The sequence below is a fragment of the Campylobacter concisus genome (assembly GCF_003048535.1).
GTDB classification, from domain to species: Bacteria; Campylobacterota; Campylobacteria; order Campylobacterales; family Campylobacteraceae; genus Campylobacter_A; species Campylobacter_A concisus_S.
Genome location: NZ_PIRQ01000008.1, coordinates 61,501 through 87,877 on the forward strand (window position 1 = coordinate 61,501; position 26,377 = coordinate 87,877).

Here is a 26,377-nt window from a genome sequence, read left to right on the forward strand (position 1 = left end):
TATCCCAAAGCATTTTAAATCCATTTTAACTTTCTGGCGAAATTTAGGTGTTGCTTTGATTTTCTTGAAAAATTTTTAACTAATTTAGAAGAATAATACAAAATATTTTACATAAAATTAAACATATTATTTTTAGTAAAATTGATAAATTTAAGTGAGCAAAGACTATAAAATTTTAAGAGCTAAAACTCATTTGTATAAATTTTAGGCTTAATTTTTTAATTAAAATAAGCCTAAAATTTTGCTTCATTTTTTATATTATTTAGCTTTTTAACGGCTTCGTCAAAGTTATCAGATTTTATAAAAACATTAATATTTTCATTTTTCTTATAGACTTTATCGTAGTATTTTGTGAGTAAAATTTCAGCTACTTTAGCAATATCATTTTCATTAAATTTAGTCACAGCTTCATCTCTAGCTTTTTTATCGATAAATGGTGAAATTTTCTTCATACACTCGTCAAAAAAAGCTTTATCCACACTTTTATAGTCATCCACTATACAAGAAATTCTTTTTTCTAAACTTGCGCTCACTTCGACATTTATGCCACTACGCATAGCCTCATAAAGACTTTTTGGCAAGCTTAATGAGCCTATCCTTCTGCTCTCACCCTCAATAAAGCAAATTTTATCTTTTAGCGTGATGAGCTTTTCAAACAACGCATCTTCAAAGCTTTTTTGGCTTGGCTGCGCGCCATTTATCGCTCCAAAGACAGATCCTAAATGATTTGCCATAGCTTCAAGGTCTATTGATGGGCTTAGAGCCCTTATTAGCTTACTTTTATAGCAGCCAGTATTTCCAAAAAGAGTGATAAATTTCGTGCTCAAAGGTCGATTTAGAAATTCTAAAACGTGATTTCTATAAGCTTTATAGCCACCACTAAGCCTAAAAACTCTATATCCTATCATGCTTAGCACATAGCCAATAGAATTTGATCTAAGCCCACCTTTAGCGCAGTAGATGCCAATAGCTGAACCAACTTTGGCTCTTTTATAAACCTCATCAATGATATTTTGTAAATTTTTGCAGATATATTTTGCGCCAAGGCTCTTTGCTAGGGATCTATCGCTTTTATAGAGTGTGCCTACCTCTTTATGTTCTGCATCATTTAAAGCATATAAATTTATGGCATCTTTTATGTGAGAATATAAAAATTCATGTGGCGATCTTGCGTCTATTAAAATTTCAAAAGAGCTTCTTTTCTCTAGCCACTGCTCTACATCAAGCTCAAATAACGGCACTAAACGCCTTTTTTAGTTTCTCAAAAAGTGGATGAAATGGTGTGCCATTTACTCTCACATCAGAGATAGTGGTTATAAAATTTGTATCTCCGCTCCACCTTGGCACAAGGTGATAATGCACATGCTCAGCTATCCCAGCTCCCGCTGCTTTGCCTAAATTCATACCTATATTTACGCCATTAGCATAAAGCTCTTTTTTTAAAATTTCAACTCCAAGCCTTACAAATTTACTCATCTCAAACCAAGTCTGCTCATCAAGCTCTTCGATCTTGTCGGTATGCTGATTTGGTATTATCATAAAATGCCCTGGAGAATACGGATATAAATTCATAATCCCAAAACAATGTTTAGCTCGAAAAAGTACGCCATTTTTATCATCATCATCTGAGTTTATAACATCACAAAAAACACAGCTATCTTTCTTAGCGCTAAAGTATTCGCTTCTCCAAGGGGCACAAAGGTGCTGCATTACTCGCCCTCCTTTATCTTTTTGACGGCATTTTTTATATCATCTTGTCTCATAAAATGCTCTCCTATCAAGAAAGCATCTACGCCTATTTTACTTAGCTCTCTAAGCTGTTCATGCTCGTAAAGACCGCTTTCAGCGACTATTATCTTGCCATTTGGCAAAAGTGGTATGAGCTTCTCACAAAGGCTCATATCCATCGTAAAATCATCTAAATTTCGGTGATTTATACCTATTATATTTGCTCCTGCAAAGATAGCTTTTTTCACATCACTCGCATCGTGAGTTTCAACCAAAACTTCAAGACCTAAATGATGAGCGTAGTCTAAAAACTCTTTTAGCTCGTTTTGAGTTAGTGCTTTTGCGATGAGCAAGATAAAGTCTGCCCCATAAACAAGAGCTTCAAGAATTTGATACTTATCAACGATAAAATCTTTTCTAAGGATCGGCCTTGAGGCGTAGCGGCGAACTTGCGTGATGTATTCAATATCGCCTTTAAACCAATGTGGCTCAGTCAAGATACTAAAAGCATTTGCGTATGGCTCGTATTCCTGGGCTATTTTTATCGGCTCAAAGTCTTCTCTTATCACGCCCTTACTTGGGCTTGCTTTTTTGATCTCGGCTATGATTCTTATAGGCTCATTTTGACTTGCTCTAAGTGCATTTAAAACATCTCTTGGCACGTATGGATTGTACGCTAGCGAGCGACCAAGCCACTCCTCAGGGAAGTCTATTTTTCTTTTTTCAAGATCATCTTTAGTCTTTTTTATTATCTCATCAAGTATCATTTTTTAAGCCTTTTGTTTAGATTTATTATACAGCGCTCTATTAGGTGTAAATGCTCTTTTGCCTCTTTTGAAGCTCTAAAATCAACATCTTTCATCGCATGCTGTATAATGCTTTTTGCCTTTTTGCACTCACCAAGCTTAAAATATCCCCACGCTAGCGAATCCTCGTAATAAGGCGACTCAGGCGAGATAGCAAGCGCCTTTTGCACAAGCTCTATACCCTTTCTAGGGTCAATATCATGATCTATCAGCAAGTAGCCATAATAGTTAAAAAACATATCATTTTCTAGCTTTGGCACGCTAGCTTCAAATTTATCTAAAATTTCAGACATTTTTTGTTCGTTCAAGTTATCTTTATTCATCTCGTATTCGTAAATCGCGGCTTTTGCTAAAAAATTTAAATCCCTGCTATCGTTATAAATTTTAACAGCAAGTATGTATGCATCACCAAAATTACTAGTCGCCGCATAAAGATCCATAAGCGCTATATCGTTGTAGCTATATTTTTTTAAAATTTCAATTGCTGCTTTGTAATTTTTATCATAGATAAAAAACTGCACAATCTTATCAATATACGAAGTGTCGTGATTTAGCTCATAAAGCTCTTCAAAGAGCTCAATCACTTTTGGGAAATTTCTTTGCTGGGAGTAAATTTCAGCCAAAAGCTCACAAGTTTTTAGCGTGCAACCTTGTTCATCTCTAAATTTCTCAAGATATTTTGTAGCGTCTTTTATCTTATCCATGCGATTTATCAAAATATCAACGATACGGAGCAAATTTTCTTCTTCTTGCTTTAGCGAGTATGCCTCTTCAAAGTATTTTAGTGCAGTTGTTGTTTCATTTTGCATCATACAAATAGTGCCAAGCATGAGTAAATTTTGAGCATTTGGCTCTTTTGTAGCAAGCTCTTGCATTAAACTTTTAGCCTCATTTAGCTTTGAAAGATTTACTAAATTTGCCACCTTTATACGGATAAAATCGCTATCGTCTTTTAAGCTTTTTTCGCCTTCACTTATCAAAGCATCTAAATTTTCATTTTTTGTAGCAAAGGCGAGTTTGATCGCCTCTTTTAAATAAGCTTTTTGATTTGTATCTTTAAAAATGTTTGAGTAAGCTTGAATGCTAGCATTCACATCTCCGCTATCTTGAAACAATAAAGCCTGCATTAGACGTAAATTTATACTTTTATTATCATCAGCCAAAAGTAGCTGCGAGTTAAAAAATACGCTCATAAAAAATACTAAAATTTTACGCCAATGCATTCTGCTTTTAGCTCCTTTAAATTTTTTTTAAAATAATTCCAAAATGGAAAAGTCCTGCACTGTTGTGGCCTTAGCTCATAAACCGAGCAGTTTTTATTTTTTTCATCAAAAAATACACAAGCAAAGCCATCTTCATAAGGCTTCTCTTTTATGCTACACCTTAGCCCAACTCTTATTAAAAACTGCTTTTCAAACTCATCTTTGCTCATATGAAGTGCGGTGCAAAATTTTGAAATTTCTTCTTCATTTATCCAGATGTAGCCGCTCTCTCCAGTGCAACACTTACCGCCACAGCTCTCGCAAAAGCTGGCATCAAACTCATAGCTAAAGCCTTGCACCCTCACGCTAGCTCCTGATAATCGACGCTATTTGTATCAGCTTTTTTAAAAATTTCAATCGTCTCTTTTGTATGTGAGCCATTTTCACTCATCACTAAAGGTGGCAAAATTTTTAACTTTGAGTTTGAATTATTTCTTACCTCAAATAAGGCTAAATTTGCTGGTTTATCAGCCTTTGTATGAATAAATTTTAGGCTTACTAAATTTAACTTAAACTCTTTTAGACATGCTACAATCTGACTAAGATCATCAGGTGCATAGCAAAAAAACGCCCTTTTGTGAGGCTTTAAATTTACGCTTATACCTCTTATAAAGTCTTTTAGACCCAAAGAGCTTGTGTATCTACTAGCTTTTATATGCTCATCTTCGCTCTGTTTCGTACCCTCGTGATAAAATGGCGGATTTGATACGATGAGGTCAAATTTCTCACTATCTTTAAAATCTGCAAAATCAGCATTTATGATTTCTGCCTCCAAGCCGTTCTTACTGGCATTAAATTTAGAAATTTCACCATTTATTTGTAAGATATCAAGCAAGCTTAGGCTGGAATTTTTAAAGTCGCGTTTAAGTAAAAGCCCAAGTATCCCGCACCCTGCGCCAACGTCTAAAATTCTGCCTGAAAAATTTTTCAAACTTGAGCTTATAAAATCATAAAGTACCAGCGTATCGCTGTTGTAGCGATAGCCACTTTTTAGCTGAGCCAAGATCATCTATAAACCTTGATGATAAAGCCACGCGTGACATCTTTTACGATCACTTCGGAGCTAAAGCTTATCCTTGCAAAATCGCCAAATTCCTCTTTTATAAGCTCGGCTGCTGCCTTTGCGCGCTCTTTACCAACGCCATAATTTACATAGTTGTTTAGCCTGCCAAGATCGTCTTTTTTGATGCTTTGAGCCACATTTGATGGGATGACAAAATTTTTCTTATCTACGATCGGAATTATCTCATAAAGGTAGTTTGAGTTAAATCTTTGCAAAAATTCGCTCACTCTATTCTTACACATCACGCTAATCTTATCTTTTGCATCCATGTCATCACACTCAAGGCTAGAGATCAAAACTAGCTTTGTTGGCGTCTCTGGCTTAATTGTCGCCTGCAAGATATTTTTTAAATTCACATTTTCATTTTCAAGCTCATCTTGCCTATTTAAATTTTGCTCGATATCTTTTTGAAGTTCGATGATTTTGGCATTTACTGGACTTCCTTTTACGCTAGATGAGCTAAGTTCATTTATTTTAGAATTTAACCTCTCAATCGTCTTATTGCTCTCATTTAACTTATGTTTTGCACTTTCAAGCTCATTTTGTAAGCTTAGTAAATTTTTACCACCGCTTTTATTACTATCAGCAAAAAGGGCCGACGTATCAGCTATCTTTTTTTGCAAAATATTTATTTGCTGACGCAAAATTTCATAGTTTTGCATATCGATCTTTAGCGTTCTTTTTTGAGCTTCTAGCTCACTTTGCTTTGCTGCTAGCATTTGGCTTGTTTGTGTGAGATTATTTTCCAGCTCTTTTATCTTTTCATCTTTTAAATTTATCTTTGCACTTAAATTTTTCAACTCACTGTCATTTAAACCAAGCTTTTGAGTTTGCAAAGAAATAGTTTGATTTTGCTCAAATAAAGTTTTTAAAAATTTATTTGTCTTTGTATCAAGCGTCTTTAGCTCATCTCGTGCATTTTTAAAGCTCTCTTCACTCAAATTTAGCTTTTTATTTAGCTCATTTAAACTTGTATTTGCATCTAAATTTTGCTTCTCTAGCTTTTTATTTATCAAATTTACCCGTTCAAGCTCTTTTTTAAGCGAGCTTATATTTTCATTTGCGAGTTTATTTTCCTGCTCGCTTTTAAGATTTTTTTCTTTTAAATCATTAAAACTTTTATGAAGTGCCGCAAGAGAGGCGTTTAGCTCTAAATTTTTACCATTATAGTTTTCAACTGCCAAATCTTTTGAGTTTAAATTTTTCTTTATCTCATCAAGCTCATAAATTCTATCTTTTAAGGCAGTCTTGCTTGACTCAAGAGCCTCCTCAAGATCAATTATCTTATTTGCCTTTTTTGAAAGCTCATCCTCCATAACGCTTTTTTGCGTTTCAAAGCCATCAGTTAGTGCATTTATCTCTTTTTCATAGCTAAATTTTTGTATCTTAGCGTCATTTTTTGCTCGCTCGATCTCCTCTTTTAAAAGCAAAATTTCTCTTTTTTCGTTTTTATCTTTTTCATTTTGAGTATTTTCATACTCTTTTATTAGTGCTTCTTTTTGAGCCAGTGTCGTATTTAGCTCTATATTTTGCTCTTTTAAAGCTGTGTAATTTGCCTCAGCCATCTCTTTAAATTTAGCAAAATTTGCTTCGATATCTTTTACCTTACTTTCATCACCATTTTTTGCCTCATTTATCGCATTTTCAAGGTCTATTATCTTTTTTTCATAGGCTTTTGAGCTCTCAATCATATCAGCTTGAGCTTCATTTAGCCGTTTTGTGAGAGTTTGTATATTTTCAAAGTGTTGTGCTTCAAGCTTGCCAAGCGTCTTTTGGTTTTTCTCAACTATCTCATTTTTTTCATTTTCGATATTTTTTTTCATCTCTGAAATTTTGCCTATAAAGTCTAAATTTTTCTCGCTGATATCAACATTATCAGTAGCTAAAATTTTATTTTTTTTGCTTAGCTCACGAACTTGTTCTTGAAGTTCGTTTATATCATTTGATAAATTTTGATCGTTCATTTCAGTAAAATTTTGGATATAACTTTTTGGAGTTATATATCCGCCATATTCGTAAAGATCGTCTTTACTGATGTATTTTTGTCTCTCTTCTTCTGGCAAATTATCAAAATTTATAGAATAAATCGTTTGATTAGTATCTTTTGGTGTCTCATCTTCTTTTGGAGATTTAAAAAACGATAGGCAAAAGCCAGCTATCAAACAAAAAATGGCTAGTAAAATTTTATTTATCAAGCTTATGCCTTGCCCTTTAAAATGTCTTTTATGACGTGATGAGCGTGATTTAGAGCAACGACTATTGAGCCGCCATTTTTTAGCACGATGTCACCGCCCACATAAAGTCCTGGTACGCTACTTTGGTAGTTACTATCAACTATTGGAGTGCCCTTTTCATCGATTTTTATCTGACATTTTTGTAAAAAATCAACCGGACTTGAGCCGCCTATTGCATAGACAACTCTGTCATAAACGCGGATCTTGCCATTTTCATAATGCACTCTAACTTTGCCTGATTCGTTATCTATCTCTTTTATATCGTGATTTAGCCTAACTTTTATCTTGCCGTGCTTTTCTAACTCCCAAAGTGCGCTTAAATTTGTCTCATTTACGCGGCTAAAATTATCTTTTCTATAAGCGATTGTGGTTTTATTGTATTGGCAAAGCTCGATCGCATACTCAACTGCTGAGTTTCCGCCACCTACAACAAGCACCTTTTCGCCGTTCGTACAGCTATCAAGGTTAAAATTTACAACCGAGTTTAGTGAAGGCGGGATTTTATAATCAGGCTTATTTGGTCGTCCCATTTTGCCAATTGATATCATCACATTTTTAGCTTCATATACGGCTTTTGAGGTAGTTACTTTAAAAATTTCTCCATCTTTTTTCACGCTCTCTACTTCAGAGTTAAAAAAAGCTTCAATCTTTTCAGTATCAAGCAGCTTATCAAAATAATCAAGCGTGCTCTCTTTCGTACCATCCTCAAATGAAACTACGCCATGTATCGTGCTATCTTGCCCTTTATACTCTTTATCTACGCGCTTATTATCTTTATAAAATTTTCTTATCGTTTGGCTGTGATTATCGCCTTTTTCAAGAAGCAAAACGTTGTTTAAGCCATTTCTTTTTGCCTCAACTACGCTAGCAATTCCACAGGGTCCGCCACCAACAACAATTAGATCATAAACATTTACCATCTTTTTCTCCAAATTTTATAAATTCTAAGCTTTTTTAACTAGATCAGCCATCAAAAATGCAAGCTCAAGTGCCTGATCAGCATTTAGCCTTGGGTCACATTGTGTTTCATATCTTTGCTCAAGCGAACTTTCAGTGATATTTAATGCCCCGCCCGTGCACTCAGTCACGTCTTGACCTGTCATCTCAAGATGCACGCCGCCAGCTCTTGTGCCCTCAGCTTTGTGAATTTCAAAAAAGCTTCTAACTTCGCTTATTATCTTGTCAAATTCTCTGGTTTTGTAGTTATTTGATGTTTTTACAGTGTTGCCATGCATCGGGTCGATACTATAAACGATATTTAGCCCTTCTCGCTTTAGCTCTCTTAAAATTTTTGGTAAATTTTCGCCTATCTTATCAGCACCCATTCTGATTATCACATTTAGTCTGCCAGCTTCATTTTCTGGATTTAGTTTATTTGCAAGCGCGATGACATCCTCAGCCTTTGCACTTGGTCCGATCTTTACGCCGATAGGATTTTTCACACCACTTAAAAAATGTACGTGAGCGTCGTTTATACCACGTGTTCTCTCACCTATCCAAAGCATATGAGCCGAGCAGTCGTACCACTCACCGCTAAGGCTATCAACCCTAGTTAATGCCTCTTCATAAGGTAGCAAAAGCGCCTCGTGAGATGTATAAACCGCGGTTTGATTTATGACTGGCGTATTTGCTGAAGTGATGCCACAAGCTGCCATAAATGAAAGTGTCTTTGTTAGTTCATCAGCTAGTTTTGCGTATTTCTCGCCGATCTCTGGCTTTTTAACAAAGCCTAAATTCCACTTATGCACTTGATGAAGGTCAGCCAAACCGCCTCTTGAAAAGGCTCTAAGTAAGTTCATCGTAGATGCACTTTGATAATACGCCTCGATCATGCGTTTTGGATCAGGCACTCTTGCCTTTTCGTCAAATTCAAAGCCATTTATGATGTCGCCTCTATAGCTTGGAAGCTTAATGCCATTTACCTCTTCAAAATCGCTACTTCTAGGCTTTGCAAACTGCCCTGCCACGCGGCCCACTTTTACCACTGGGTAGCCGCCAGCAAAGGTTAAAACTATCGCCATTTGAAGTAAAACCTTAAACATGTCTCTGATGTTGTTTGCATTAAAATTTGTAAAACTCTCAGCGCAGTCGCCACCTTGAAGCAAAAATGCTTCGCCATTGCAAACTTTTGCAAGTTCTTCTTTTAAACTTCTAGCCTCGCCAGCAAAGACCAAAGGAGGAAGCGATTTTAATTTTTCTTCGATCTCTTTAAGCTCTTTTAAATCTGGGTAATTTGGTTGTTGCAAGATATTAAATTCTCTCCAGCTATCGCGGTTCCAAGTCATTTATTTTCCTATCTTTTTTGCCTTAAATTAGACGCTGATTATATCACGCAAAACTTAAAAAATAAAAGCCATTAATGGGCTATTAAAGATATTTTGCATACAATCGCTACTTTAAATTTACCCAAAAAAAAGAGAAGATTTTTTTCATGATAAAAGGCATTTTTTATTCGCTTTTGGCATCAGTTTTATTTAACTGCATTTACTACATGTCAGTGCTCATGAACCCCATCAGCACACAAGCTCTTATTGGATACCGCATGATCTTTGCCATGCCTTTTGTCATCGCCGCCATTTTTTTGTTAAAACAGCAGCGAAATTTCAAATTTTTACTTCTAAAAATAAAGCTAAAACCTAAAATTTTACTAGTTTTGCTTGCTACCTCGCTCATCGTCTCATTTCAGATGTGGCTTTATCTCTGGGCGCCAAGCAATGGCTCAGCACTAAAGGTATCAATTGGCTACCTCATCATGCCAATAGTCATGGTCCTTTTTGGACGGATATTTTTTAAAGAGCACCTCTCTAAAACAAAGCTAGCCTCGATATTTTTTGCAGCCCTTGGCGTCTTTAGTACAGCTATACTAAGCGGCGGCATCTCGTGGGAGAGCGCTGTAGTTTTTTGCCTTTATCCAGTCTATTTTGCCATTAGAAAGTACTACAACCTTGCAAATTTCTCAAGCTTTGTTATAGAGATAATTTTTATGTTTTTATTCTCATTTTATTTTGCGCTCACAGCCGATATGAACTACGTGATGAGCCAAAATCCAAACATCTACTATCTGCTCATCTTGCTTGGTGCTATCAGCGGCATAGCCCTCATCGCCCAGATCCTCTCAAGCACGCTCGTGCCGATAAATGTACTAGGTTTGCTTACATATTTTGAGCCTATAATGATGCTTTTTGTCTCATTTGCTATCGGCGAGAGACTGGAGAAAAGCTCATACTTTTTAATGATCTGCCTAGCCATCTCGGTCACACTTTTGATGATAGATAGTATAAATTCTATAAAAGGCGACAAAAATACCAAGACTAAATGAGAGCCAAAAAGGCGTTATTCTCGCGCTTAGCGCCTTTTTTATGTGGGGGTTTTTGGCGATTTATTTCAACCTCTTTAGCAAAGATGTCGATGCTTATGAAATTTTAGCTCATAGGGTCATTTGGTCATTTTTCTTAATGGCTGGAGTGCTTTATTTTAGTGGCAAAATGGGCGAAATTTTTACTTTACTTAAAGATATTCGTTCGCTAAAAATCCTATTTTTGAGTGGTATATTTATCACCACAAACTGGGGCGTTTATGTATATGCTGTTAGCAATGGCAAAATTTTAGACACAAGCCTGGGCTATTTTATAAATCCCCTAATAAGCATGCTCCTTGGTGTTATCATCTTTAAAGAAAGGCTAAATAAAAGCGGAATTTTAGCCATTTGTATAGTCGTTTTAGCCATTAGCATACAAATTTATGCCCAAGGTGGATTGCCATTAGTTTCCATTATCTTGCCACTTTCATTTGGATTTTACGCAGCAGTTAGAAAGATGGCAAAGATTAGCGCATTCAACGGGCTTTTTATAGAGACATTTTTTATGTTCCCATTTGCACTTGCTTACGTCCTTTACATAGCATTTTTAGATAAAAGCCACTTTGGACTAAATGAAGACTCACTTTTAATGATTGCTTCAAGCATCGTAACCATCGTACCACTTGTCGCTTTTAACGCAGCGGCAACAAGGATAAATTTAACAACGATTGGCTATTTGCAATACATCTCGCCGACCATCGCGATCCTTTGTGCAGTCTTCATTTACGGCGAAAATTTAGACGGCTACAAGGTCATCTCGTTTTGTATGATCTGGCTGGCACTTGCGATAATTAGCATAGATAAATTTAGAAAAAGGAGTAAAAATGAATAATGTGACGATTTATTTGCTGCTTGCGTTCTTTGCGGCGCTTATTTTATATTTTCAGATACAAAAACTCACCAAAAAGCTAGATGAAGAAGGTGCTGCGCCAGCTTATCAAAAGGCTGCACAGGAGGTTTTAGAAAATTTAAGCAATGCTGAGAAATATCCAAAATTTTGCAATGTAATATTTAAAAAAATAAACGCCTTAAGGCAAGATATTTTATTTGAAGATGCGCTAAATAGTGAGTCTGAAAAAGATAAAGCATTAGATGCCTTAGAGCAAATAAGAGAAAAACTGGAAACTTTATCAAAGAAAGAAAATTTAAGCTGGGAGAGCGAACTCTTTGTGATCTTGGACGAGCTTGATGGCTTTGTAAGGGCAAATTTCAAAAACGGCGAAGATAGAGCTGAAGAGCTAAGAGAGGAGCTAAAGAGAGAATTTGATGGGTTATGATATCAACTCAAATAAATTTTAGATTTAAAGGAATAAGTATGTTTGAAGATATAGATTATGACAGTTTTAAAGATTATTGTAAAAAAACTTTAAGTAAAAATACGGTTCAACAATATCAAACCTATTTAAGAAATTTTATTAGTTTTTTAGAAGACAATAAAATTTACTCAATTTTTGATTATTATGACTTAAAAACTAAAAACCCAAAATATTTAGAAGAAGAGTTTTTAAAATCTGGAAAAACCAAAAAACCTTTTGCCAACTATAATTCAGCGGTAAAAAAGTATATAGAATTTATAAATAGCAAAGGAATAACAATGCCGATAACTGACAACGAACAAATAAAAAGCAAAACAGATCTATCACTAAATCAAATTTTATATGGTTCTCCAGGAACTGGAAAGACATACAGTACAGTGATAAAGGCCATCGAGATAATAGAAGAAAGAAAAGTTGATATAAGCGAAACCAGAAATGATCTAAAAAATAAATTTGATGAATATATACGAAGTAGACAAATAAAATTTATAACATTTCACCAAAGCTATGGATATGAGGAATTTGTAGAAGGCATAAAGCCTCTATTTGATAGCAAAAACGAAGATGGCGATATAACTTATGAGATATCAAAAGGAATTTTTTATCAGTGCTGCGAAAATGCTTTACTTCTTAGTGGATACAAAGGCAAACTTAGGGATTTTTGCGATCTGCCAAAAGATGCACGAGAAAAGTTTTTTAATAAGAACACACCAAAATATGCCATCTTTATCGACGAGATCAATCGCGGGAATATATCTAAAATTTTTGGTGAGCTCATAACTCTTATAGAGCCATCAAAAAGACTCGGAGCAGATGACGAGATAATAGTGGAGCTGCCATATTCAAAAGAGAAATTTGGAGTGCCGTCAAATTTATACATAATAGGCACGATGAATACAGCGGATCGCAGCATAGCCCTTATGGATACGGCTCTTAGAAGAAGGTTTGAATTTTTGGAGATAATGCCAGAATATGACAAACTAAACAAAATAAATATCGAAGGTATAAATATAGGCAAAATGCTAAAAATGATAAACGAGCGCATAGAGTATCTTTACGACAGAGATCACACGATAGGACATGCCTATTTTATGTCACTAAAAAGCGATACGGATATAGAAGAGTTAGCTTTGATCTTTAAAAACAAAATTTTACCGCTACTACAAGAGTATTTTTATGACGATTGGGAAAAGATAAGGCTAGTACTAGGAGATAATCAAAAAAACGAAGACCTTCAGTTTGTTAAAATCAAGAAAAATATGGCTACAAAAGAATTATTTGGATCAAAGATCGACGATATAGACGATAAAGTCCTATATGAGATAAGCGACCAAGAAACTTTCAAAAACCCTCAAAGCTATATAAAAATTTACGAATGAAATAAAACGCAAAGCAATGACCAAATACTTAATAGAGTTTGAAAAATTTCGCCCGGAAGATAACCAAGACTTATTTAACGCCGTAGATGCCTTTACTAGAGAAAATTTTGCCGCAGTAGAGTTTTTAAAGCTCGGCAGAGATAAAAAGGGCGATTTTTTACAAGCTCAAAACTACGTCGGTATCATCCAGACAAAAAGTGGCGATAGCCTTGAGATACTTCCAAAAATCCATGATAATGACAATGGCGGCAATAAAGAAGCGGTAGAAAATTCTAAAAGAATTTTACTAAGAATGTTAAAAACTTTAAAAAACCATCCATTTAAAAATATAAACATAGCGAATTTAAAAAGCTTGAATCTACCACTTCTTGAAATTTTTATATCGATGTTCCTAGATGAAGTATCAAAACTCGTAAAAATAGGCATAAAAAGCGACTATGTAGAGCTTGAGGATAATCTAAAATTTTTAAAAGGAAAGCTAAAAATCTCGGAACAAATACGTAAAAATATCGTCCATAAAGAGAGATTTTACGTTTGCTATCAGGAATTTTCCATAGATAGAGCCGAAAATCGCCTCATAAAAAGTACGCTTGAGTTTTTATACAGGCGCTCAAAATCAAGCAGAATTCAACGACTCATTAGGGAATATTTATTTATTTTTGATGAAATTTCATCTAGCTCTGATATAAACGCGGACTTTAGCCGATTAAAACTAAATCGCCAAACAAAACACTATGAGCAAGCGCTTTTATGGAGTAAGATATTTTTACAAAACAAGTCGTTTAGTCCGTATAGAGGTAGCGATGTGGCCTTTGCCTTGCTATTTGATATGAATACGCTTTTTGAAAGCTATGTTGGAGATTTTATAAAGAAAAAGCATCCAGGCACTATATTGCAGCATCAAGGAAAATATCTTATTGAAGAACCAAGAAGAGACTTCGGGTTAAAACCAGATATATTTTTAAAATATAAAAACCAAAATTATATAGCCGACACAAAATGGAAGATCGTCAAATCAAAAGACGATATTTCACAAGCTGACCTATATCAGCTATATGCCTATGGTAAAAAATATAATTGTGGCAAACTTTATCTAATATATCCAAAGATAGACGGCATAAAACAAGAGTTTATGAAATTTAAATATGAAAAAGATATGCAGCTTGAAATTTTATATTTTGATCTTGAAAAAGACGAAAATAACGCAAATTTACTAGCCTAATTTATAAAAGCCAAATTTAAAGCTTTGCTTTTAGAGCCATTATCCTCTTGTATGAAGCGTCGATTCGCTCCTTGCTGATCTTTTTCTCGTTTACAGCATCGACTATGATTTGAGCGACTAGATCGGCCGTTCTTTGGTTATTTATCTTGAACTCGCTAAAGAGCAAGATGTCGCCACCAGCGTTTATAAATTTCACCACTTTTTGAGCCAAAGCTTCGTCGCCAACGCCTTTCATCAGCATATCATCGCTGATGACTACGCCATTAAATTTAAGCTCATTTCGCAAGAGATCGGTTATTATTTTTTTAGAAAGTGTGGCTGGGTTGTCCTCGTCGATGCCTTTTACAAAAAGATGTCCGACCATGATGATCTGCGCTCTACCCGTGCTTATAGCGTCTTTATATGGCAGCAGCGCATCTTTGCTTAGCGTGACCTCGCTCTTATTTTTATGTGAGTCCTCTTTTGAGCTGCCATGCCCTGGAAAGTGTTTAAGCGTCGTTAGGATGCCCTGCTCTTTAAATGCGTCCATAAAAGCATCAGCGTAGATCACAACCTTGCTCGCATACTCGCTAAACGCCCTTTGCTTAACAGCGATGATCGGCGAGTTTTCATCGTGCAGATCAACCACTGGAGCGAAATTTAAATTTATGCCACACTCCTTTAAATTTATAGCCATTTTTGAGTAGAGATCATAAGCGCTTTTGATATCAAGCGTACTTGCGACCTCGTATGCGCTAGGATATGGGCCATCAAAGCTCTTATCCTTCATGCGGCTTACATTGCCACCCTCTTCGTCGATAGCGACGAAAATTTTAGGACTTTTTTCTTTGATAGCTTTTATGCTTGCTTTTAGTTGGGCTTTACTAGTGACGTTTCTGCCAAGTAGCATCACACCGCCAAATCTCTCATATCCAGCATCGCTTAACATCGCGCGAAACGCAGCGTCTTTTGTGCTAGCTCCATTAAAGCCAACCATTATCATCTGTGAAACCTTGGCTCTTAGACTCACTTCAGCGCCGTTTAGCCCCAGAGCAAAAATAGCCACAAAAAGTATAAATTTAAAAGCTCTCATCTTCTTCCCAAAAGTGATTTTACGCTCTCAAAAACGTCTTTGCCATTTAGCATATTTTCAACCTCACTAGCGATCGGCACATATATGCCCTTTTCTTTGGCGATCTTGCTAATAGCTCTTGCAGTATCGACGCCCTCGGCCACCTCGCCAAGCTCACTTAAAATTTTCTCTAGTCTCTCGTGCCTTGCGATGCCAAGACCTACGCGGTAGTTGCGCGAAAGTATCGATGAAGCGGTTAAGAAAAGATCTCCTGCGCCGCTTAACCCCATAAAAGTCTCATCTTTTGCACCAAAAAATTTGCCAAATCTAGCCATCTCGACAAGCCCACGTGAAATGAGGCTCGCCCTTGCGTTGTTACCAAGACCAAGGCCGTCACAGATGCCACCAGCTATGGCGATCACGTTTTTATACGCCCCGCACACTTCAGCACCGATCACATCATCAGAGGTGTAGGCTTTCATATAGCTTGGGAAAAATGAGGCAAATTTTAAAGCTAAATTTTTATTTTTAGAATTTACCACCAAGGCGCAAGGCAGCTTCTGCATGATCTCCTTTGCAAAGGTCGGCCCTGAGAGAAAGGCCAAATTTTCTCTATCAACAAAGTCTTCATAAATTTCATTTAAAAATTTAAGATTTGCCGTGTCTATGCCCTTGCTGGCGACTAGGATCTTTTGACCTTTGTTTTTGTAGTTTTGCTTTAGCCATAAATTTGTAGCTTGAGTTGGGATTGTGCAGACTAGATATTCGCATTCCAAAGCCTCTTCTAAGCTTACAAAATTTGGCATCTCTCTTGGCGTTCTTGAGCTGATGACGCACTCGTTATTTTCACTAAATGCGTGAAATAGCGCACTGCCCCACTTGCCAGCTCCGATGACTGCTATGCTCATTTTAGCCCTTTTAGCCTATTTTGGCCTTTAAAAGCTCATTAACCTTGCCTGGGTTAAAGGCGCCCTTGCCCTCTTTCATCACCTGACCAACAAAGAAGCCAAACATCTTATCTTTACCGTTTTTATACTCTTCGACTTTGTCAGCGTTTGCAGCTAAAATTTGATCTATGATCGCAATGATCGCTGAGTCGTCGCTCACTTGTTTCAAGCCAAGCTTTTCGATGACGCTATCGACGTCCGCGTCGTTTTCCATTAGATAGTCTAGCACCTCTTTTGCGGCCTTGCCGCTTATCGTGCCATCTTCTATGCGTTTTAGTAAATTTATCATTTTAGCACTATTAACTGGGCTTGTCTCGATCGTTACGCCGTTATTTAAGCGGCCAAGAAGCTCGACTATGAGCCATGTAGTAGCAAGCTTTGGCTGAATTCCCGCAGCGATCAGCTCTTCAAAATATCTAGCCATCTCAACGCTTTGAGTTAAATTTAGCGCATCACTCTCTTTTACCCCTAGCTCACTAACATATCTTGCGACCTTTTGCTCGGCAAGCTCTGGAATTTTTATAGCTTCGTTATACATCTCTTCTGGCACTTCAACAGGGAGCAAGTCAGGGTCAGGAAAGTACCTATACTCCGCGCTATCCTCTTTGCCACGCATCGACCTTGTCACTAAATTTGTCGTGTCAAACAGCCTTGTCTCTTGATAGACTTCTTGGTCGTATTTGCCATCTTCCCAAGCTGCACTTTGGCGCTCCACCTCGTAATCGATCGCTTTTTGGATAAATTTAAATGAGTTTAGATTTTTTATCTCAACTCTTGTATAAAGCTTGGTATCGCCTTTTGGACGGATAGAGACATTTGCGTCGCAGCGGAAGCTACCTTCCTGCATGTTTGCGTCGCTGATGTTTAAAAAGCGAAGGATTGAGTGTAGTTTTTTAAGATAAGCCACCGCCTCATCACTGCTTCTAAGATCTGGCTCGCTAACTATCTCAAGAAGCGGTGTGCCGGCTCTATTTAGATCAACTAAGCTCTCGTTTTCTTCGTGGATGTTCTTGCCAGCATCCTCTTCAAGGTGCGCTCTAGTTACACCGATGCGTTTTTTAGTACCATTTACGTCAATTATTAGCTCGCCACCTTCTACGATAGGGATCTCAAACTGAGAAATTTGATATGCCTTTGGAAGGTCTGGATAGAAGTAGTTTTTTCTATTAAAGACTGATTTTTTATTGATCTTAGCGTTTATCGCTGTGCCAAAGCTGATCGCCTTTTTAACAGCCTCTTTGTTTAGCACAGGTAGGGCTCCAGGCAGAGCTAGGCAGGTCGGACAAACGTGAGTGTTTGCCTCGTCGCCGAAGCTAGTTGAGCAAGAGCAGAAAATTTTAGTTTTTGTATTAAGCTGAGTGTGAACTTCTAACCCGATAACGACTTCAAACATATTTTTACCTTTAAATTTATGCAAATTTTTAAGGCGTATTTTAGCGATACTTTCTTTTAAAATATCTAAAAATGAGCATTTTGACTGGAAAAATAAAGAAGGTGATTTAAAAATTTAAATAGTTTTAAAAAGGAAAAAGCCATATAAAAATATGGCTTTAAATTTTAATGCTCGTGCTCACTAATAGCAACGGCACCAGCTAAATAAACGTAAGTTAGCATCATGAAAATAAATGTTTGCAAAACAGCCATAAGCGTTAGAAGCGCAAAAGCTGGAAGTGGAGCAAACCAAGGTGCAAGTGTAAGCATCGCTAGTAAGAATAGATCATCGCCCTTGATATTACCAAAAAGACGAAATGATAGCGAAACTACACGTGAAAGATGCGAGATGACTTCAACTGGAAACATAATCGGAGCTAGAAATTTATTCGGTCCCATAAAGTGTCCAAAGTATTTAAAAAATCCATTTTCTCTAATGCCCTCAAAGTTGTAATAAACAAATACAACTAAAGCCAAAACTAGAGTTAAATTTAGACTTGATGTTGGTGACTCAAATCCAGGAATAATACCTACAACATTTGAAAAAAATACGATAAAACCGATAGTTGCAACAAGTGGAAGATATTTCCTAGCTAGTTTTTCACTGCCTAAAGTATCTCTTCCCATCGATATAACGCCCTCCAAATAAGCTTCAACTATATTTTGAAGACCTCTTGGCACAAGCTGCATTTTGCTCCTTGCTATATAAGCAACTATGATAACAATCAAAGCTACAAGCAGAAAGTGAAACGCATAGATAAAGGCGTGGGAGCTATTTAGGAAATTTGAAAATAGAAACAAATCTTTCATTAATTTACCTTGGATTTAGAATTTTGCGTGATTGTAACAAAATTATTGTTAAAACATTTTTAATTTTAAACTCTGAAATAATCGAAAATCAATTTACAAATGGTCACTGCAACTACCACTAGAAACATTGTTCTAATAAATTTTACCTCTTTTTTAATGACAAGATTTGATCCAAAATATGCGCCTAAAATTTGACCAACTGCCATCAAAAGTCCAACAGCCCAAAGCATCTGTCCACCGGCTATAAAAATGCCAAGAGCAACGATATTGCTAGTAAAATTTAAGAGTTTCGTATGAGCGACAGCTTTTTTTAAATTTAGCCCAATTAATGCCACTATCGCAAATGTCCAAAAAGAGCCTGTTCCTGGACCAAAAAAACCATCATAAAAGCCAAGCATTAGTCCAAAAACTACATAAAATAGTTTTTCATTCATCTTTGCAGCTCTATCATTTTCGCCGACTTTTGGCATAAAAAGCGTGTAGATAAAAATAGCAATCAGTAAAAATGGGATAATTATCTTTAAAAAATTTGTATTTAAAAATAGGATAACCACTGCTCCTATGATAGCTCCAATGAAAGTAAAAACGATACCTACAAAGCACTCTTTATAATTAATTAATCCTCGTTTTGTGAAATTTAGAGTCGCTGTAAAGCTACCAAAGACTCCTTGAAGTTTATTTGTACCAAGTGCAAGGTGTGGTGGCACGCCCATCGCCATAATAGCTGGAAGCGTTATAAGCCCACCTCCACCAGCGATAGAATCAATAAAACCACCTAAAAACGCAGCTACAAAAAAAACGACATAGCTAAGTAGATCAAATTCCATTTTTTACTCTTTTGATAATTGAAATAAAAGCAGATTGTATTTTATTTGTACTTATCTTTTTGTAAAATTTTTATATTTGAAATGAGAGATTTTTAAAATTTATAAATTTTAACGAGCCTTTGGATCTAGCTCAAAGACTCGTTTATTAAAGTGATTACTTAATAACGCCACAAAGCATTCTAGCACCGCCACCGCCAAGTGCTTTTGGGTTGTCGCTGTGATTATCACCACCAACATGAACCATTAATGAGTGACCTTTTAGCTCGTCAAGATTTTTTATCTTTGGGGCTAGTACTGGATAGTTCGCATTGCCCTCAGTATCTACGTAAAGTGCTGGCAAATCGCCTTTGTGACCCTTGTCGTCCCATGCAAAAGAGTGCATCTTTGTGCCAGCTGGATCCCAGTGACCGCCTGCTTTCATGCCAAGGCCTTTTTCAGTCGCACCACAGTCAGCATTTTCATGGATGTGAAAGCCGTGTAGTCCTGCAGTAAGTCCTTTTAAATTTGGAAAAAATGCAACGCCGTAGTTTGTCTTAACAGCTACTACTTTGCCGACACTCTTATCGCCTTTCTCGCTTAGCTCATTAACAGGTATAACTAGATGTTCACCAGATTTTGCATCAAAGTGATGACCTTCATGAGCAAAAAGCAAAGTTCCTAAAACTGCACTTAGTAAAACGATTTTTTTCATACAAGCTCCTTGTGGATAAAATTGTATGGCAAGTCTACCCTAAATTTAAAAATTTAGCAATAATTTTTATTGATTAAGATTTTTTATGATAGTTTCTAACTCTTTACTCTGCCCTATTCTATAAAGCGCAAAGTCGTATTTTATCGGGTCTAGCTCATCAAATTCTCTAAGTTTTTTTGTAAGATCCATGACTGCTTTGAAATCGTAGCTCTTTCTATTTATAAGTCCTAAATTTAAAGAAACTCTATGTGTATGAACATCAAGCGGTATCAAAAGCTTATCTTTTGGCAAATTTTTAAATAATCCAAGGTCGATGTCGCTATCTCGCACCATCCAGCGAAGATACATATTGTAGCGTTTATATGGGCTTTGTGGCTCCCTCTCAAAACTCTTACCAAAGAAAAACTCATATCCGTCAGAGCGGTAAGAATTTAGCTTATATATAAATTTGATAAGTTCATTTATGCCATCTATCATCTCGCCATTTTTTGCTAGACCTTGGCGTAAAATTTCCTCTATCTCGCCCTCATTTTTAAGACGTGAGAGAGTGATAAAAATTTCTCTCACATCATTTTCATTTTGAAAGCGGTATTTGAAATTTGATAAATTTTTCTTGATATTTTGCTCGCTCTCATCAAGCAAACCAAAATCAAGTAAATTTAGAAATTTCACTATCATTTTTGCGTTACCATAAGCAAATAATGCACAAATGAGCGCTATGTTTGGCTCTTTAAATTTAGTAGCTACTTGAAGTGGATCTGGGGCTTCAAACAGCCCCAAATTTGTATTTTTGCTAAGTACGTGCGAGTCTAAAAGGCTCTTTAGCTCACTCATTGTTTTAGCGAAAGAAGCGTGTCAAGCATTTGATCAACTGTCGTGATGATCTTTGCCGCTGCGCCGTAACTTGCTTGAAAGCGGATCAAATTCGTAAGCTCTTCATTGGTATCTACGCCACTTGTTGATTGAAATTCCTCTTCAGCTGTCTTTTGCAAAGATGTATTTGTATCGTGGATCGTATTATTCGCCTCTGTATCACTCGCCATGTCAGTCGTAAGATAGCGGTAATATCCCTCGATCGTCTCATCTCTATCAAGCGCTATGCCACTTGAGTAAAAGGTCTGCTTTTGATACTGAAGCTGGATCATTTTATTAGCAACTTCATTATTTCCGATAACTGGCTTTGAGTAGGCACGAAGCTTTGTGTGGTCTTGGGTAAAATTTTGATTTATGCCGATACTATTTGAGTCAGTACCTGAAAAAAATCTATTTATGCCAACAGCACCTGGGAAATTTGTGCCGTGATCGACTATCGATATGCTATAAAGCCCTTGAGCTTGTTTTGGAATGAGAGAAAATGTGCCTTTTTTAGTATTTTTATCATAAAAATATGACGCCTCAAAAAAGTCATCAACGTCATTTAGCATATTATTATCTTTATTGTCATCTGAGTTTGAGTTAAAGTCTTTGACGATAGAGTTGCCATATCTTGTATCATTCATCGTCGTCGTACCATTTACATTTATAGTTTTTCTGGCCACGACATTGCCTTTGTTATCATAAACAATAGCTTCAAAACTTCCGTTTCTTATACTATTATCATGATTCATCAATGTCTTATCGCCTTCTAAATAACTTATCGGATCTGAGTTAGAAATTTCAACTGCGGATTCGGCATAGATATTATTTGTACTTGTTATCAAGGTTTTACTAAATGTATTTAAATTATCAATGTATTTTTGGATCGTTCCGTCGCTAAATTTATCATTATCTGGCTCGTAGTTTCGGCCCCTAAGATCAAGTGCGGCTCCGATTTTACCGCCTGTAATCTTTTCTTCCATTGGGATTCTTCTGCCATCTTCTCTTTCATAATAAATTTTTGTATATCGTCCACTTTCAGTTGAACTCATAGAAATTTCATGAAAATTTACACCATCAACGATACTTACACCGCCAATATTTAGATTGTAGTATTTTCCTTGATCTGTTATTCCTGTATCTACCCTAGAATTGCTCTTTAGATCGCTTTTATAAACTGCTGTATTTACCAGCTTTGACATAGCAAGCTCAAGCTCATCACGTTTATCACGAAGATCATTTGCATTTATTTTTATACCAGCGTCTGCGCCTGATTCTATTCTTTGGATTTGCTTATTAATATTTGCTATTTGTCTGCCTAGCGAATTTATCTCATTTATATTTATTTTTATTGTTTCATCAATCTTTTCATGCATATCATAAAGCATCTTTGATGAGCGGTTGATACTTGCGGTCAATACACTTGCTTTATTTATCAAATTTACTTTCTGAGCACCAGCATTAGGGTTTGAAGCAAAGTTATTCCACGCGGAAAAATACTCCTGAATGTCCTTTACCATTCCATTATCTTTTAGATCAGGAAAATATTTTGTAGCTTCTTGCAAAATTCTTTGTTTATAGGCTGTATTTTCTAAATTTGACGATGAATATTTTAGTCTTGAGTAGGCAAACTCATCATGAAGCCTTGTTATAGTATCTACTTGTGTGCCTGTGCCAACTCCACCAGGGACTGTATTCATCGCTGGAGATGCGGATTGGACAACACGCTGCCTTGTATAGTAGTTGCTATCGGCGTTTGCGATATTATTTCCGGTTGTACTTATTTGAAGCTGGGCTGCATTTAGTCCTGAAACACCCGTGCCTAATGACATAAAGATATTAGCCATTTTTTAAACCCTTGATTTATAAAAATTATTATCTATGCTATTTCCATCTTGGCCGTATTCACTTGCTTTAGTTCCAAAAATTTTTTCATTAAGTGAGTCAAAAAATTCTTTAACAGCAACAACATGTCTTGCATATTCTTTATTGACTTTATGTAAATTTTCAAGCTTTGAACGCATAAGAACAAGCTTTGACTTCACTTCATCGTCTAAAACACTAGCAAGTGTAGTCGTACCGCTCTCTTTTGATACCTTTAAAAGCTCTTTATCTAGTGCTCTTTTGGTATCTTCAAATGCACGAACTAAGGCATTTTTTTTCTTTACACTCTCATCAACACTTGAGTGCTTAGCCTCTTTTATATTTGCGATATCTTGTATAGTTAAATTTATAAGCTCATCAAGCTCGCCTATAGCCTCGTCCAAAAGCTTTTTTATCATTTAAATTCCTTAATTACAGCAACGCATCAGCCATAGCCCTAGCCGTTTTTGAGATATCAACCTGATAAGTGCCATTTGCTATGGCATCAGCTATCTCTTTTAGCTTTACGTTTTCGTTTGTTCTTACTTCTTTACTCTGAGTTTCGACCTTGGCATCGCTATTTTTATTTAGCGTATTTGCCTGAAAATTTGGTCTTTGATTCAAAGGCCTTATCATATTCATACCTCTTAAAATAAAATGTTTATATCACTACATCGGCAGAATATAAATTTACTTAAGAGTCTCTCTTTAAAAAATCGTACAAAAGTTCTGAAAAACCAAGATTTCCGCTCAATGCTTTACTCATTGCATCGTTATACATTGATCTATATATGTCGCTACCAGCAGCCTTTGGATATAGCGAGTTGTGCTCGTCTTCTTTTAAAGCTATGTCAAGCACAGCCTTTACCATATATGCCTCAAATGCATCGGTTTGCTCTTTTAAAAGCGCGTCTTGCTTAGCATTTGCATTTTTTATCTTATTTGCTGAAATTTCATTGTATGAATTTAGTGCTAATGTATTGTCTATTTGCATTATATTATCTCCAAATCAACTTGTATCGCACCAACTCGTTTTAAATTTTCAAGTATCGATATGATATCGCTTGGTGTTGCCCCAAGCTTATTTAAAGCTCTTGTTACGTTTGCAACGGTTGTTTTTTCACCTGAAATTTTAAGTAAATTTTGGCTAGGTGCGACCGACGTATCGCTTCCTATATTTACATCATTTTGCGCTGCTTCGTCATAGCTATTTGGCTCTATTTTTATTGTTATTGCACCATGCGTTAAGACAACTGGGCTAACTACGGCATTTATGCCACTTACTATCGTGCCAGTTCTTTCATCAACCACTATCTTTTCATCTGGCTTATACTCTACATCAAGATCAAGCACAGCGCTTGCAAGCTCGATAATACTAACATCATCTGGCTTTTTAACGATAACCGTTCTTGGATCGATCGCCTTTGCGGCATCATCAGAGATATTTGCATTTATAGCATTTTGGATATCAAGAGCGGTTTTAAAATTTGTATCTTTTAGGCTTAGTCTTATGCTATCTTGATTGTAAATATCGTAAGTCACTTCTCGTTCAACCAAAGCTCCATTTAGGATAGAGCCAACGGTTGGGTGGTTGCCACCTGATCTACCCACACTTTTACCACCGATGCTTAAAGCACCCTGAGCCAAAGCATAAATATCACCATCAACGCCTTTTAGTGGCGTCATGAGAAGAGTACCACCTTGCAAACTTTTTGCATCGCCAATAGATGAGATCACGACGTCAAGCTTGTCGCCATGCCTAGCAAATGCAGGAAGCTTAGCTGTTACCATAACAGCAGCTGCATTTTTTGACTTGATATCATCTGGGTTTATCTTTACGTTTACACCTTGAAGCATGTTTGATAGAGACTGTATCGTAAATTTTGACGTTGAGCCATCACCTGTGCCGTTTAGTCCGACAACTAGGCCGTAGCCTATTAGCTGGTTATCTCTTACGCCAACTATGCTTGCAAGCTCTTTTATCTGCGTAGCAAAAGCTGAAGTAGCTATCACAGAAGCTGCTACAAAAGATAAAAATTTTTTCATATTTTTTCCTAAAATTTAGCTATTTTAGGTTTTTAAAGCAAAAGATGTTCCAAATTTTTATAAGTTATTGGAAGTAAGAGAGTGAAGTAGCTCCAAATTTTTTAAATTTTACAAGCTTATATGTAGAAATTTCATCGCTAAATTTAAAGTCGCTGTTGTGCTCAAAAACTATCATATAAATTTTCTCTTTTTTTAGCTGTGAGATTAAATTTAGAAGTTTTTCGTAGATATCATCAAAGCCAGCTCTTATGTCAAATGGCGGATCAAGGTAGAGCAACACCTTGCCACTTTGAGAATTTACAAGATCAGGCAAGACAGAAAATGTATCGCCATTTATAGCCTTTAAATTTGTAACTCCAAGGCTTGCAAGGTTGCTTTGCGTGATCTTAAAAGCGGCTCTATCTTTTTCGATAGCGATAGCTTCACGCGCTCCGTTGCTAACGGCCTCGCTTGCCATCACGCCACTTCCACCAAAACCCTCTATAAATGTAAGTGAGTAAATTTCATCTCTAATGACGTTAAAAAAAGACTCTTTTACGATGCTTTTTGTGCTTCTAGTCGTGCTTAGGCTTGGCAGCTCAAGCCTTTTACCTTTAAATTTACCACTTGAGATTTTAGTGTAAAGCTTCACTGATTTGCCCTTAAAATTTCAAGCAGATCGGCTTTAAATTTATCTATCAAAAGTGAAATTTTCTCTTCTAAGCCCTTTTCATTTTTAGCTTCATTTAGCTCATTTGCTTTTGAAATTTGTATAGCTGAGTAAAATTCTTCAAGCGTATCAAGAAGTGTTGTTTTGGTAAAAGGATGAGAAAGATGAGCATTTTTTCCTATTATAAATAGTGGTTTTTTTGTCGCAATCTCGCGGTCACTCACTACAAAATCACAATCCTTATGATGAGCAGCCAAATTTCCACAAAAAAGTAGCAGTGTCTTTTGAAGTAAAATACACTCGCACTCAAATGAAATTTTCATATCTCTTCCTATAAATTTTTGCTCGATTTTAGCCTAAATAATCAAAAATTTGTATAAACACTAAAGGATTTTAAAATTTTACCGATGTAGAAGCTAACGTAAGTTTTAAGGAGTAAAACTATGGAAATCTTTAAGGCAGCAGCAAATCAGGTACTAGATACGAGCATGAGCACATCTGCTCAACGTCAAATAGATAGCAGACCTATCGAGCATTCTGATGTTAAATTAAGTGCTGATAAAAACAATGAAACAAAAGACATTAACGAGCTAGACGGACTTAGCAACGAAGAGCTTGCCAAAAGAACAAGAGAGGTCACTGACAGACTAAACTATCAAATGCAGCAGCTCGATACTAATGTAAGGTTTGCTTACAATGAGAAGCTAAATTTAATGGTTGTGCAAGTAAAAGATGCTAAAACTGGCGAAGAGATAACACAACTTCCAAGTAAGGAAGCTATAAGAATAAGCGAGTATTTCAAAGAAAGTATTGGAATACTTTTTGACAAGGAGAGTTAA

At 36.3% G+C, this 26,377-nt stretch carries 29 protein-coding genes; 6 read left to right on the top strand and 23 right to left on the bottom strand.

Going from position 1 to position 26,377, the window contains the following annotated elements; genetic code table 11:
- Window positions 1-233: 233 nt before the first annotated feature.
- Genes mnmH through CVS93_RS08100 form a run of 9 tightly spaced genes read right to left on the bottom strand, consistent with a single transcriptional unit; the run spans window position 234 to window position 9,378 of the window.
- Window positions 234-1,241 (bottom strand): tRNA 2-selenouridine(34) synthase MnmH, encoded by a 1,008-nt coding sequence (mnmH, locus tag CVS93_RS08060; protein ID WP_107687245.1) that lies wholly within the window; start codon window positions 1,239-1,241, stop codon window positions 234-236.
- Window positions 1,228-1,710 (bottom strand): HIT family protein, encoded by a 483-nt coding sequence (locus CVS93_RS08065; protein WP_021091390.1) that lies wholly within the window; start codon window positions 1,708-1,710, stop codon window positions 1,228-1,230. Before CVS93_RS08065 ends, mnmH begins: the two co-directional genes overlap by 14 nt.
- Entirely contained in the window at window positions 1,710-2,495 is a 786-nt protein-coding gene (trpC, locus tag CVS93_RS08070; RefSeq protein ID WP_087577099.1) for an indole-3-glycerol phosphate synthase TrpC, read from the bottom strand. Before trpC ends, CVS93_RS08065 begins: the two co-directional genes overlap by 1 nt.
- The gene (locus CVS93_RS08075; protein WP_107687246.1) at window positions 2,492-3,757 is read right to left on the bottom strand and encodes a tetratricopeptide repeat protein; all 1,266 of its coding nucleotides are present in this window, start codon (window positions 3,755-3,757) and stop codon (window positions 2,492-2,494) included. Before CVS93_RS08075 ends, trpC begins: the two co-directional genes overlap by 4 nt.
- Window positions 3,736-4,101, bottom strand: a complete 366-nt coding sequence (locus CVS93_RS08080) for a YkgJ family cysteine cluster protein (protein WP_107687247.1) — start codon at window positions 4,099-4,101, stop codon at window positions 3,736-3,738. The genes CVS93_RS08075 and CVS93_RS08080 overlap by 22 nt, the downstream gene beginning before the upstream one ends.
- Window positions 4,098-4,805, bottom strand: coding sequence for a tRNA1(Val) (adenine(37)-N6)-methyltransferase (locus tag CVS93_RS08085; protein ID WP_107687248.1), 708 nt, complete (start codon window positions 4,803-4,805; stop codon window positions 4,098-4,100). The genes CVS93_RS08080 and CVS93_RS08085 overlap by 4 nt, the downstream gene beginning before the upstream one ends.
- Entirely contained in the window at window positions 4,802-7,054 is a 2,253-nt protein-coding gene (locus tag CVS93_RS08090) for a vesicular transport factor Uso1p (protein WP_107687249.1), read from the bottom strand. Before CVS93_RS08090 ends, CVS93_RS08085 begins: the two co-directional genes overlap by 4 nt.
- Window positions 7,055-7,056: 2 nt before the next feature.
- Window positions 7,057-8,013 (bottom strand): NAD(P)/FAD-dependent oxidoreductase, encoded by a 957-nt coding sequence (locus CVS93_RS08095; protein ID WP_072594292.1) that lies wholly within the window; start codon window positions 8,011-8,013, stop codon window positions 7,057-7,059.
- 24 nt (window positions 8,014-8,037) lie between these two features.
- Window positions 8,038-9,378, bottom strand: coding sequence for a class II 3-deoxy-7-phosphoheptulonate synthase (locus CVS93_RS08100; RefSeq protein ID WP_107687250.1), 1,341 nt, complete (start codon window positions 9,376-9,378; stop codon window positions 8,038-8,040).
- Between the two features lie 146 nt (window positions 9,379-9,524).
- Here CVS93_RS08100 and rarD (CVS93_RS08105) point away from each other — a divergent pair, with 146 nt between their 5' ends.
- Genes rarD (CVS93_RS08105) through CVS93_RS08125 form a run of 5 tightly spaced genes read left to right on the top strand, consistent with a single transcriptional unit; the run spans window position 9,525 to window position 14,368 of the window.
- The gene (gene rarD / locus CVS93_RS08105) at window positions 9,525-10,412 is read left to right on the top strand and encodes an EamA family transporter RarD (RefSeq protein ID WP_084107873.1); all 888 of its coding nucleotides are present in this window, start codon (window positions 9,525-9,527) and stop codon (window positions 10,410-10,412) included.
- A 16-nt stretch (window positions 10,413-10,428) separates the two neighbouring features.
- The gene (rarD, locus tag CVS93_RS08110) at window positions 10,429-11,283 is read left to right on the top strand and encodes an EamA family transporter RarD (RefSeq protein ID WP_265094358.1); all 855 of its coding nucleotides are present in this window, start codon (window positions 10,429-10,431) and stop codon (window positions 11,281-11,283) included.
- Window positions 11,276-11,728 (top strand): aryl-sulfate sulfotransferase, encoded by a 453-nt coding sequence (locus CVS93_RS08115; RefSeq protein ID WP_107687252.1) that lies wholly within the window; start codon window positions 11,276-11,278, stop codon window positions 11,726-11,728. Before rarD (CVS93_RS08110) ends, CVS93_RS08115 begins: the two co-directional genes overlap by 8 nt.
- A gap of 38 nt (window positions 11,729-11,766) precedes the next feature.
- Window positions 11,767-13,146 carry an McrB family protein gene (locus CVS93_RS08120; RefSeq protein ID WP_234400117.1) on the top strand — a complete coding sequence of 460 codons (1,380 nt, stop codon included), beginning with the start codon at window positions 11,767-11,769 and terminating at the stop codon, window positions 13,144-13,146.
- Window positions 13,147-13,162: 16 nt separating this feature from the next.
- Window positions 13,163-14,368 carry an McrC family protein gene (locus CVS93_RS08125; RefSeq protein ID WP_107687254.1) on the top strand — a complete coding sequence of 402 codons (1,206 nt, stop codon included), beginning with the start codon at window positions 13,163-13,165 and terminating at the stop codon, window positions 14,366-14,368.
- A 16-nt stretch (window positions 14,369-14,384) separates the two neighbouring features.
- Here CVS93_RS08125 and CVS93_RS08130 read toward each other — a convergent pair whose 3' ends face one another.
- The 14 genes from CVS93_RS08130 to CVS93_RS08195 form a co-directional block, all read right to left on the bottom strand.
- Complete coding sequence (locus tag CVS93_RS08130; protein WP_107687255.1) at window positions 14,385-15,440, bottom strand: glycoside hydrolase family 3 N-terminal domain-containing protein; 1,056 nt, start codon at window positions 15,438-15,440, stop codon at window positions 14,385-14,387.
- Complete coding sequence (locus CVS93_RS08135) at window positions 15,437-16,327, bottom strand: NAD(P)H-dependent glycerol-3-phosphate dehydrogenase (RefSeq protein ID WP_107687256.1); 891 nt, start codon at window positions 16,325-16,327, stop codon at window positions 15,437-15,439. Before CVS93_RS08135 ends, CVS93_RS08130 begins: the two co-directional genes overlap by 4 nt.
- A gap of 10 nt (window positions 16,328-16,337) precedes the next feature.
- The gene (gene gatB / locus CVS93_RS08140) at window positions 16,338-17,759 is read right to left on the bottom strand and encodes an Asp-tRNA(Asn)/Glu-tRNA(Gln) amidotransferase subunit GatB (RefSeq protein WP_107687257.1); all 1,422 of its coding nucleotides are present in this window, start codon (window positions 17,757-17,759) and stop codon (window positions 16,338-16,340) included.
- A 164-nt stretch (window positions 17,760-17,923) separates the two neighbouring features.
- On the bottom strand, window positions 17,924-18,607 hold the full coding sequence (locus tag CVS93_RS08145; protein WP_054196701.1) for a F0F1 ATP synthase subunit A: 684 nt from the start codon (window positions 18,605-18,607) through the stop codon (window positions 17,924-17,926).
- A 65-nt stretch (window positions 18,608-18,672) separates the two neighbouring features.
- Entirely contained in the window at window positions 18,673-19,434 is a 762-nt protein-coding gene (locus CVS93_RS08150; RefSeq protein ID WP_087577113.1) for a TSUP family transporter, read from the bottom strand.
- A gap of 154 nt (window positions 19,435-19,588) precedes the next feature.
- Entirely contained in the window at window positions 19,589-20,125 is a 537-nt protein-coding gene (locus tag CVS93_RS08155; RefSeq protein ID WP_107687258.1) for a superoxide dismutase family protein, read from the bottom strand.
- A gap of 66 nt (window positions 20,126-20,191) precedes the next feature.
- On the bottom strand, window positions 20,192-20,959 hold the full coding sequence (locus tag CVS93_RS08160; RefSeq protein ID WP_107687259.1) for a TIGR02757 family protein: 768 nt from the start codon (window positions 20,957-20,959) through the stop codon (window positions 20,192-20,194).
- Entirely contained in the window at window positions 20,956-22,827 is a 1,872-nt protein-coding gene (gene flgK, locus CVS93_RS08165; RefSeq protein WP_084107861.1) for a flagellar hook-associated protein FlgK, read from the bottom strand. Before flgK ends, CVS93_RS08160 begins: the two co-directional genes overlap by 4 nt.
- 3 nt (window positions 22,828-22,830) lie before the next feature.
- Window positions 22,831-23,262, bottom strand: coding sequence for a flagellar export chaperone FlgN (gene flgN / locus CVS93_RS08170; RefSeq protein ID WP_021091397.1), 432 nt, complete (start codon window positions 23,260-23,262; stop codon window positions 22,831-22,833).
- Window positions 23,263-23,275: 13 nt separating this feature from the next.
- Complete coding sequence (locus CVS93_RS08175; RefSeq protein ID WP_199907249.1) at window positions 23,276-23,479, bottom strand: flagellar biosynthesis anti-sigma factor FlgM; 204 nt, start codon at window positions 23,477-23,479, stop codon at window positions 23,276-23,278.
- A 58-nt stretch (window positions 23,480-23,537) separates the two neighbouring features.
- A complete protein-coding gene (locus CVS93_RS08180) occupies window positions 23,538-23,837 on the bottom strand; it encodes a rod-binding protein (protein ID WP_021091392.1) in 300 nt (99 codons plus the stop codon).
- Window positions 23,837-24,889 carry a flagellar basal body P-ring protein FlgI gene (locus tag CVS93_RS08185; RefSeq protein WP_107687260.1) on the bottom strand — a complete coding sequence of 351 codons (1,053 nt, stop codon included), beginning with the start codon at window positions 24,887-24,889 and terminating at the stop codon, window positions 23,837-23,839. Before CVS93_RS08185 ends, CVS93_RS08180 begins: the two co-directional genes overlap by 1 nt.
- A gap of 64 nt (window positions 24,890-24,953) precedes the next feature.
- The gene (rsmD, locus tag CVS93_RS08190) at window positions 24,954-25,520 is read right to left on the bottom strand and encodes a 16S rRNA (guanine(966)-N(2))-methyltransferase RsmD (protein ID WP_107687261.1); all 567 of its coding nucleotides are present in this window, start codon (window positions 25,518-25,520) and stop codon (window positions 24,954-24,956) included.
- Window positions 25,517-25,861 carry an ornithine carbamoyltransferase gene (locus CVS93_RS08195; protein WP_107687262.1) on the bottom strand — a complete coding sequence of 115 codons (345 nt, stop codon included), beginning with the start codon at window positions 25,859-25,861 and terminating at the stop codon, window positions 25,517-25,519. Before CVS93_RS08195 ends, rsmD begins: the two co-directional genes overlap by 4 nt.
- Window positions 25,862-25,981: 120 nt before the next feature.
- Here CVS93_RS08195 and CVS93_RS08200 point away from each other — a divergent pair, with 120 nt between their 5' ends.
- Window positions 25,982-26,377: a FlaG family protein gene (locus CVS93_RS08200; RefSeq protein ID WP_072594311.1), complete on the top strand. Its 396-nt coding sequence runs from the start codon at window positions 25,982-25,984 to the stop codon at window positions 26,375-26,377.

Excerpts from the sequence above, each read along its gene's own strand:
- CVS93_RS08195 (WP_107687262.1), bottom strand. The coding sequence starts at position 25,861 with ATGAAAATTTCATTTGAGTGCGAGTGTATTTTACTTCAAAAGACACTG.
- CVS93_RS08135 (WP_107687256.1), bottom strand. The coding sequence starts at position 16,327 with ATGAGCATAGCAGTCATCGGAGCTGGCAAGTGGGGCAGTGCGCTATTT.
- flgK (WP_084107861.1), bottom strand. The coding sequence starts at position 22,827 with ATGGCTAATATCTTTATGTCATTAGGCACGGGTGTTTCAGGACTAAAT.
- CVS93_RS08125 (WP_107687254.1), top strand. The coding sequence starts at position 13,163 with ATGACCAAATACTTAATAGAGTTTGAAAAATTTCGCCCGGAAGATAAC.
- flgN (WP_021091397.1), bottom strand. The coding sequence starts at position 23,262 with ATGATAAAAAAGCTTTTGGACGAGGCTATAGGCGAGCTTGATGAGCTT.
- CVS93_RS08085 (WP_107687248.1), bottom strand. The coding sequence starts at position 4,805 with ATGATCTTGGCTCAGCTAAAAAGTGGCTATCGCTACAACAGCGATACG.
- CVS93_RS08130 (WP_107687255.1), bottom strand. The coding sequence starts at position 15,440 with ATGAGAGCTTTTAAATTTATACTTTTTGTGGCTATTTTTGCTCTGGGG.
- CVS93_RS08180 (WP_021091392.1), bottom strand. The coding sequence starts at position 23,837 with ATGCAAATAGACAATACATTAGCACTAAATTCATACAATGAAATTTCA.
- CVS93_RS08120 (WP_234400117.1), top strand. The coding sequence starts at position 11,767 with ATGTTTGAAGATATAGATTATGACAGTTTTAAAGATTATTGTAAAAAA.
- CVS93_RS08150 (WP_087577113.1), bottom strand. The coding sequence starts at position 19,434 with ATGGAATTTGATCTACTTAGCTATGTCGTTTTTTTTGTAGCTGCGTTT.
- CVS93_RS08065 (WP_021091390.1), bottom strand. The coding sequence starts at position 1,710 with ATGCAGCACCTTTGTGCCCCTTGGAGAAGCGAATACTTTAGCGCTAAG.
- trpC (WP_087577099.1), bottom strand. The coding sequence starts at position 2,495 with ATGATACTTGATGAGATAATAAAAAAGACTAAAGATGATCTTGAAAAA.
- CVS93_RS08145 (WP_054196701.1), bottom strand. The coding sequence starts at position 18,607 with ATGAAAGATTTGTTTCTATTTTCAAATTTCCTAAATAGCTCCCACGCC.
- gatB (WP_107687257.1), bottom strand. The coding sequence starts at position 17,759 with ATGTTTGAAGTCGTTATCGGGTTAGAAGTTCACACTCAGCTTAATACA.
- CVS93_RS08075 (WP_107687246.1), bottom strand. The coding sequence starts at position 3,757 with ATGCATTGGCGTAAAATTTTAGTATTTTTTATGAGCGTATTTTTTAAC.
- CVS93_RS08185 (WP_107687260.1), bottom strand. The coding sequence starts at position 24,889 with ATGAAAAAATTTTTATCTTTTGTAGCAGCTTCTGTGATAGCTACTTCA.
- CVS93_RS08115 (WP_107687252.1), top strand. The coding sequence starts at position 11,276 with ATGAATAATGTGACGATTTATTTGCTGCTTGCGTTCTTTGCGGCGCTT.
- CVS93_RS08200 (WP_072594311.1), top strand. The coding sequence starts at position 25,982 with ATGGAAATCTTTAAGGCAGCAGCAAATCAGGTACTAGATACGAGCATG.
- CVS93_RS08100 (WP_107687250.1), bottom strand. The coding sequence starts at position 9,378 with ATGACTTGGAACCGCGATAGCTGGAGAGAATTTAATATCTTGCAACAA.
- CVS93_RS08175 (WP_199907249.1), bottom strand. The coding sequence starts at position 23,479 with ATGATAAGGCCTTTGAATCAAAGACCAAATTTTCAGGCAAATACGCTA.
- CVS93_RS08095 (WP_072594292.1), bottom strand. The coding sequence starts at position 8,013 with ATGGTAAATGTTTATGATCTAATTGTTGTTGGTGGCGGACCCTGTGGA.
- CVS93_RS08155 (WP_107687258.1), bottom strand. The coding sequence starts at position 20,125 with ATGAAAAAAATCGTTTTACTAAGTGCAGTTTTAGGAACTTTGCTTTTT.
- CVS93_RS08160 (WP_107687259.1), bottom strand. The coding sequence starts at position 20,959 with ATGAGTGAGCTAAAGAGCCTTTTAGACTCGCACGTACTTAGCAAAAAT.
- rarD (WP_084107873.1), top strand. The coding sequence starts at position 9,525 with ATGATAAAAGGCATTTTTTATTCGCTTTTGGCATCAGTTTTATTTAAC.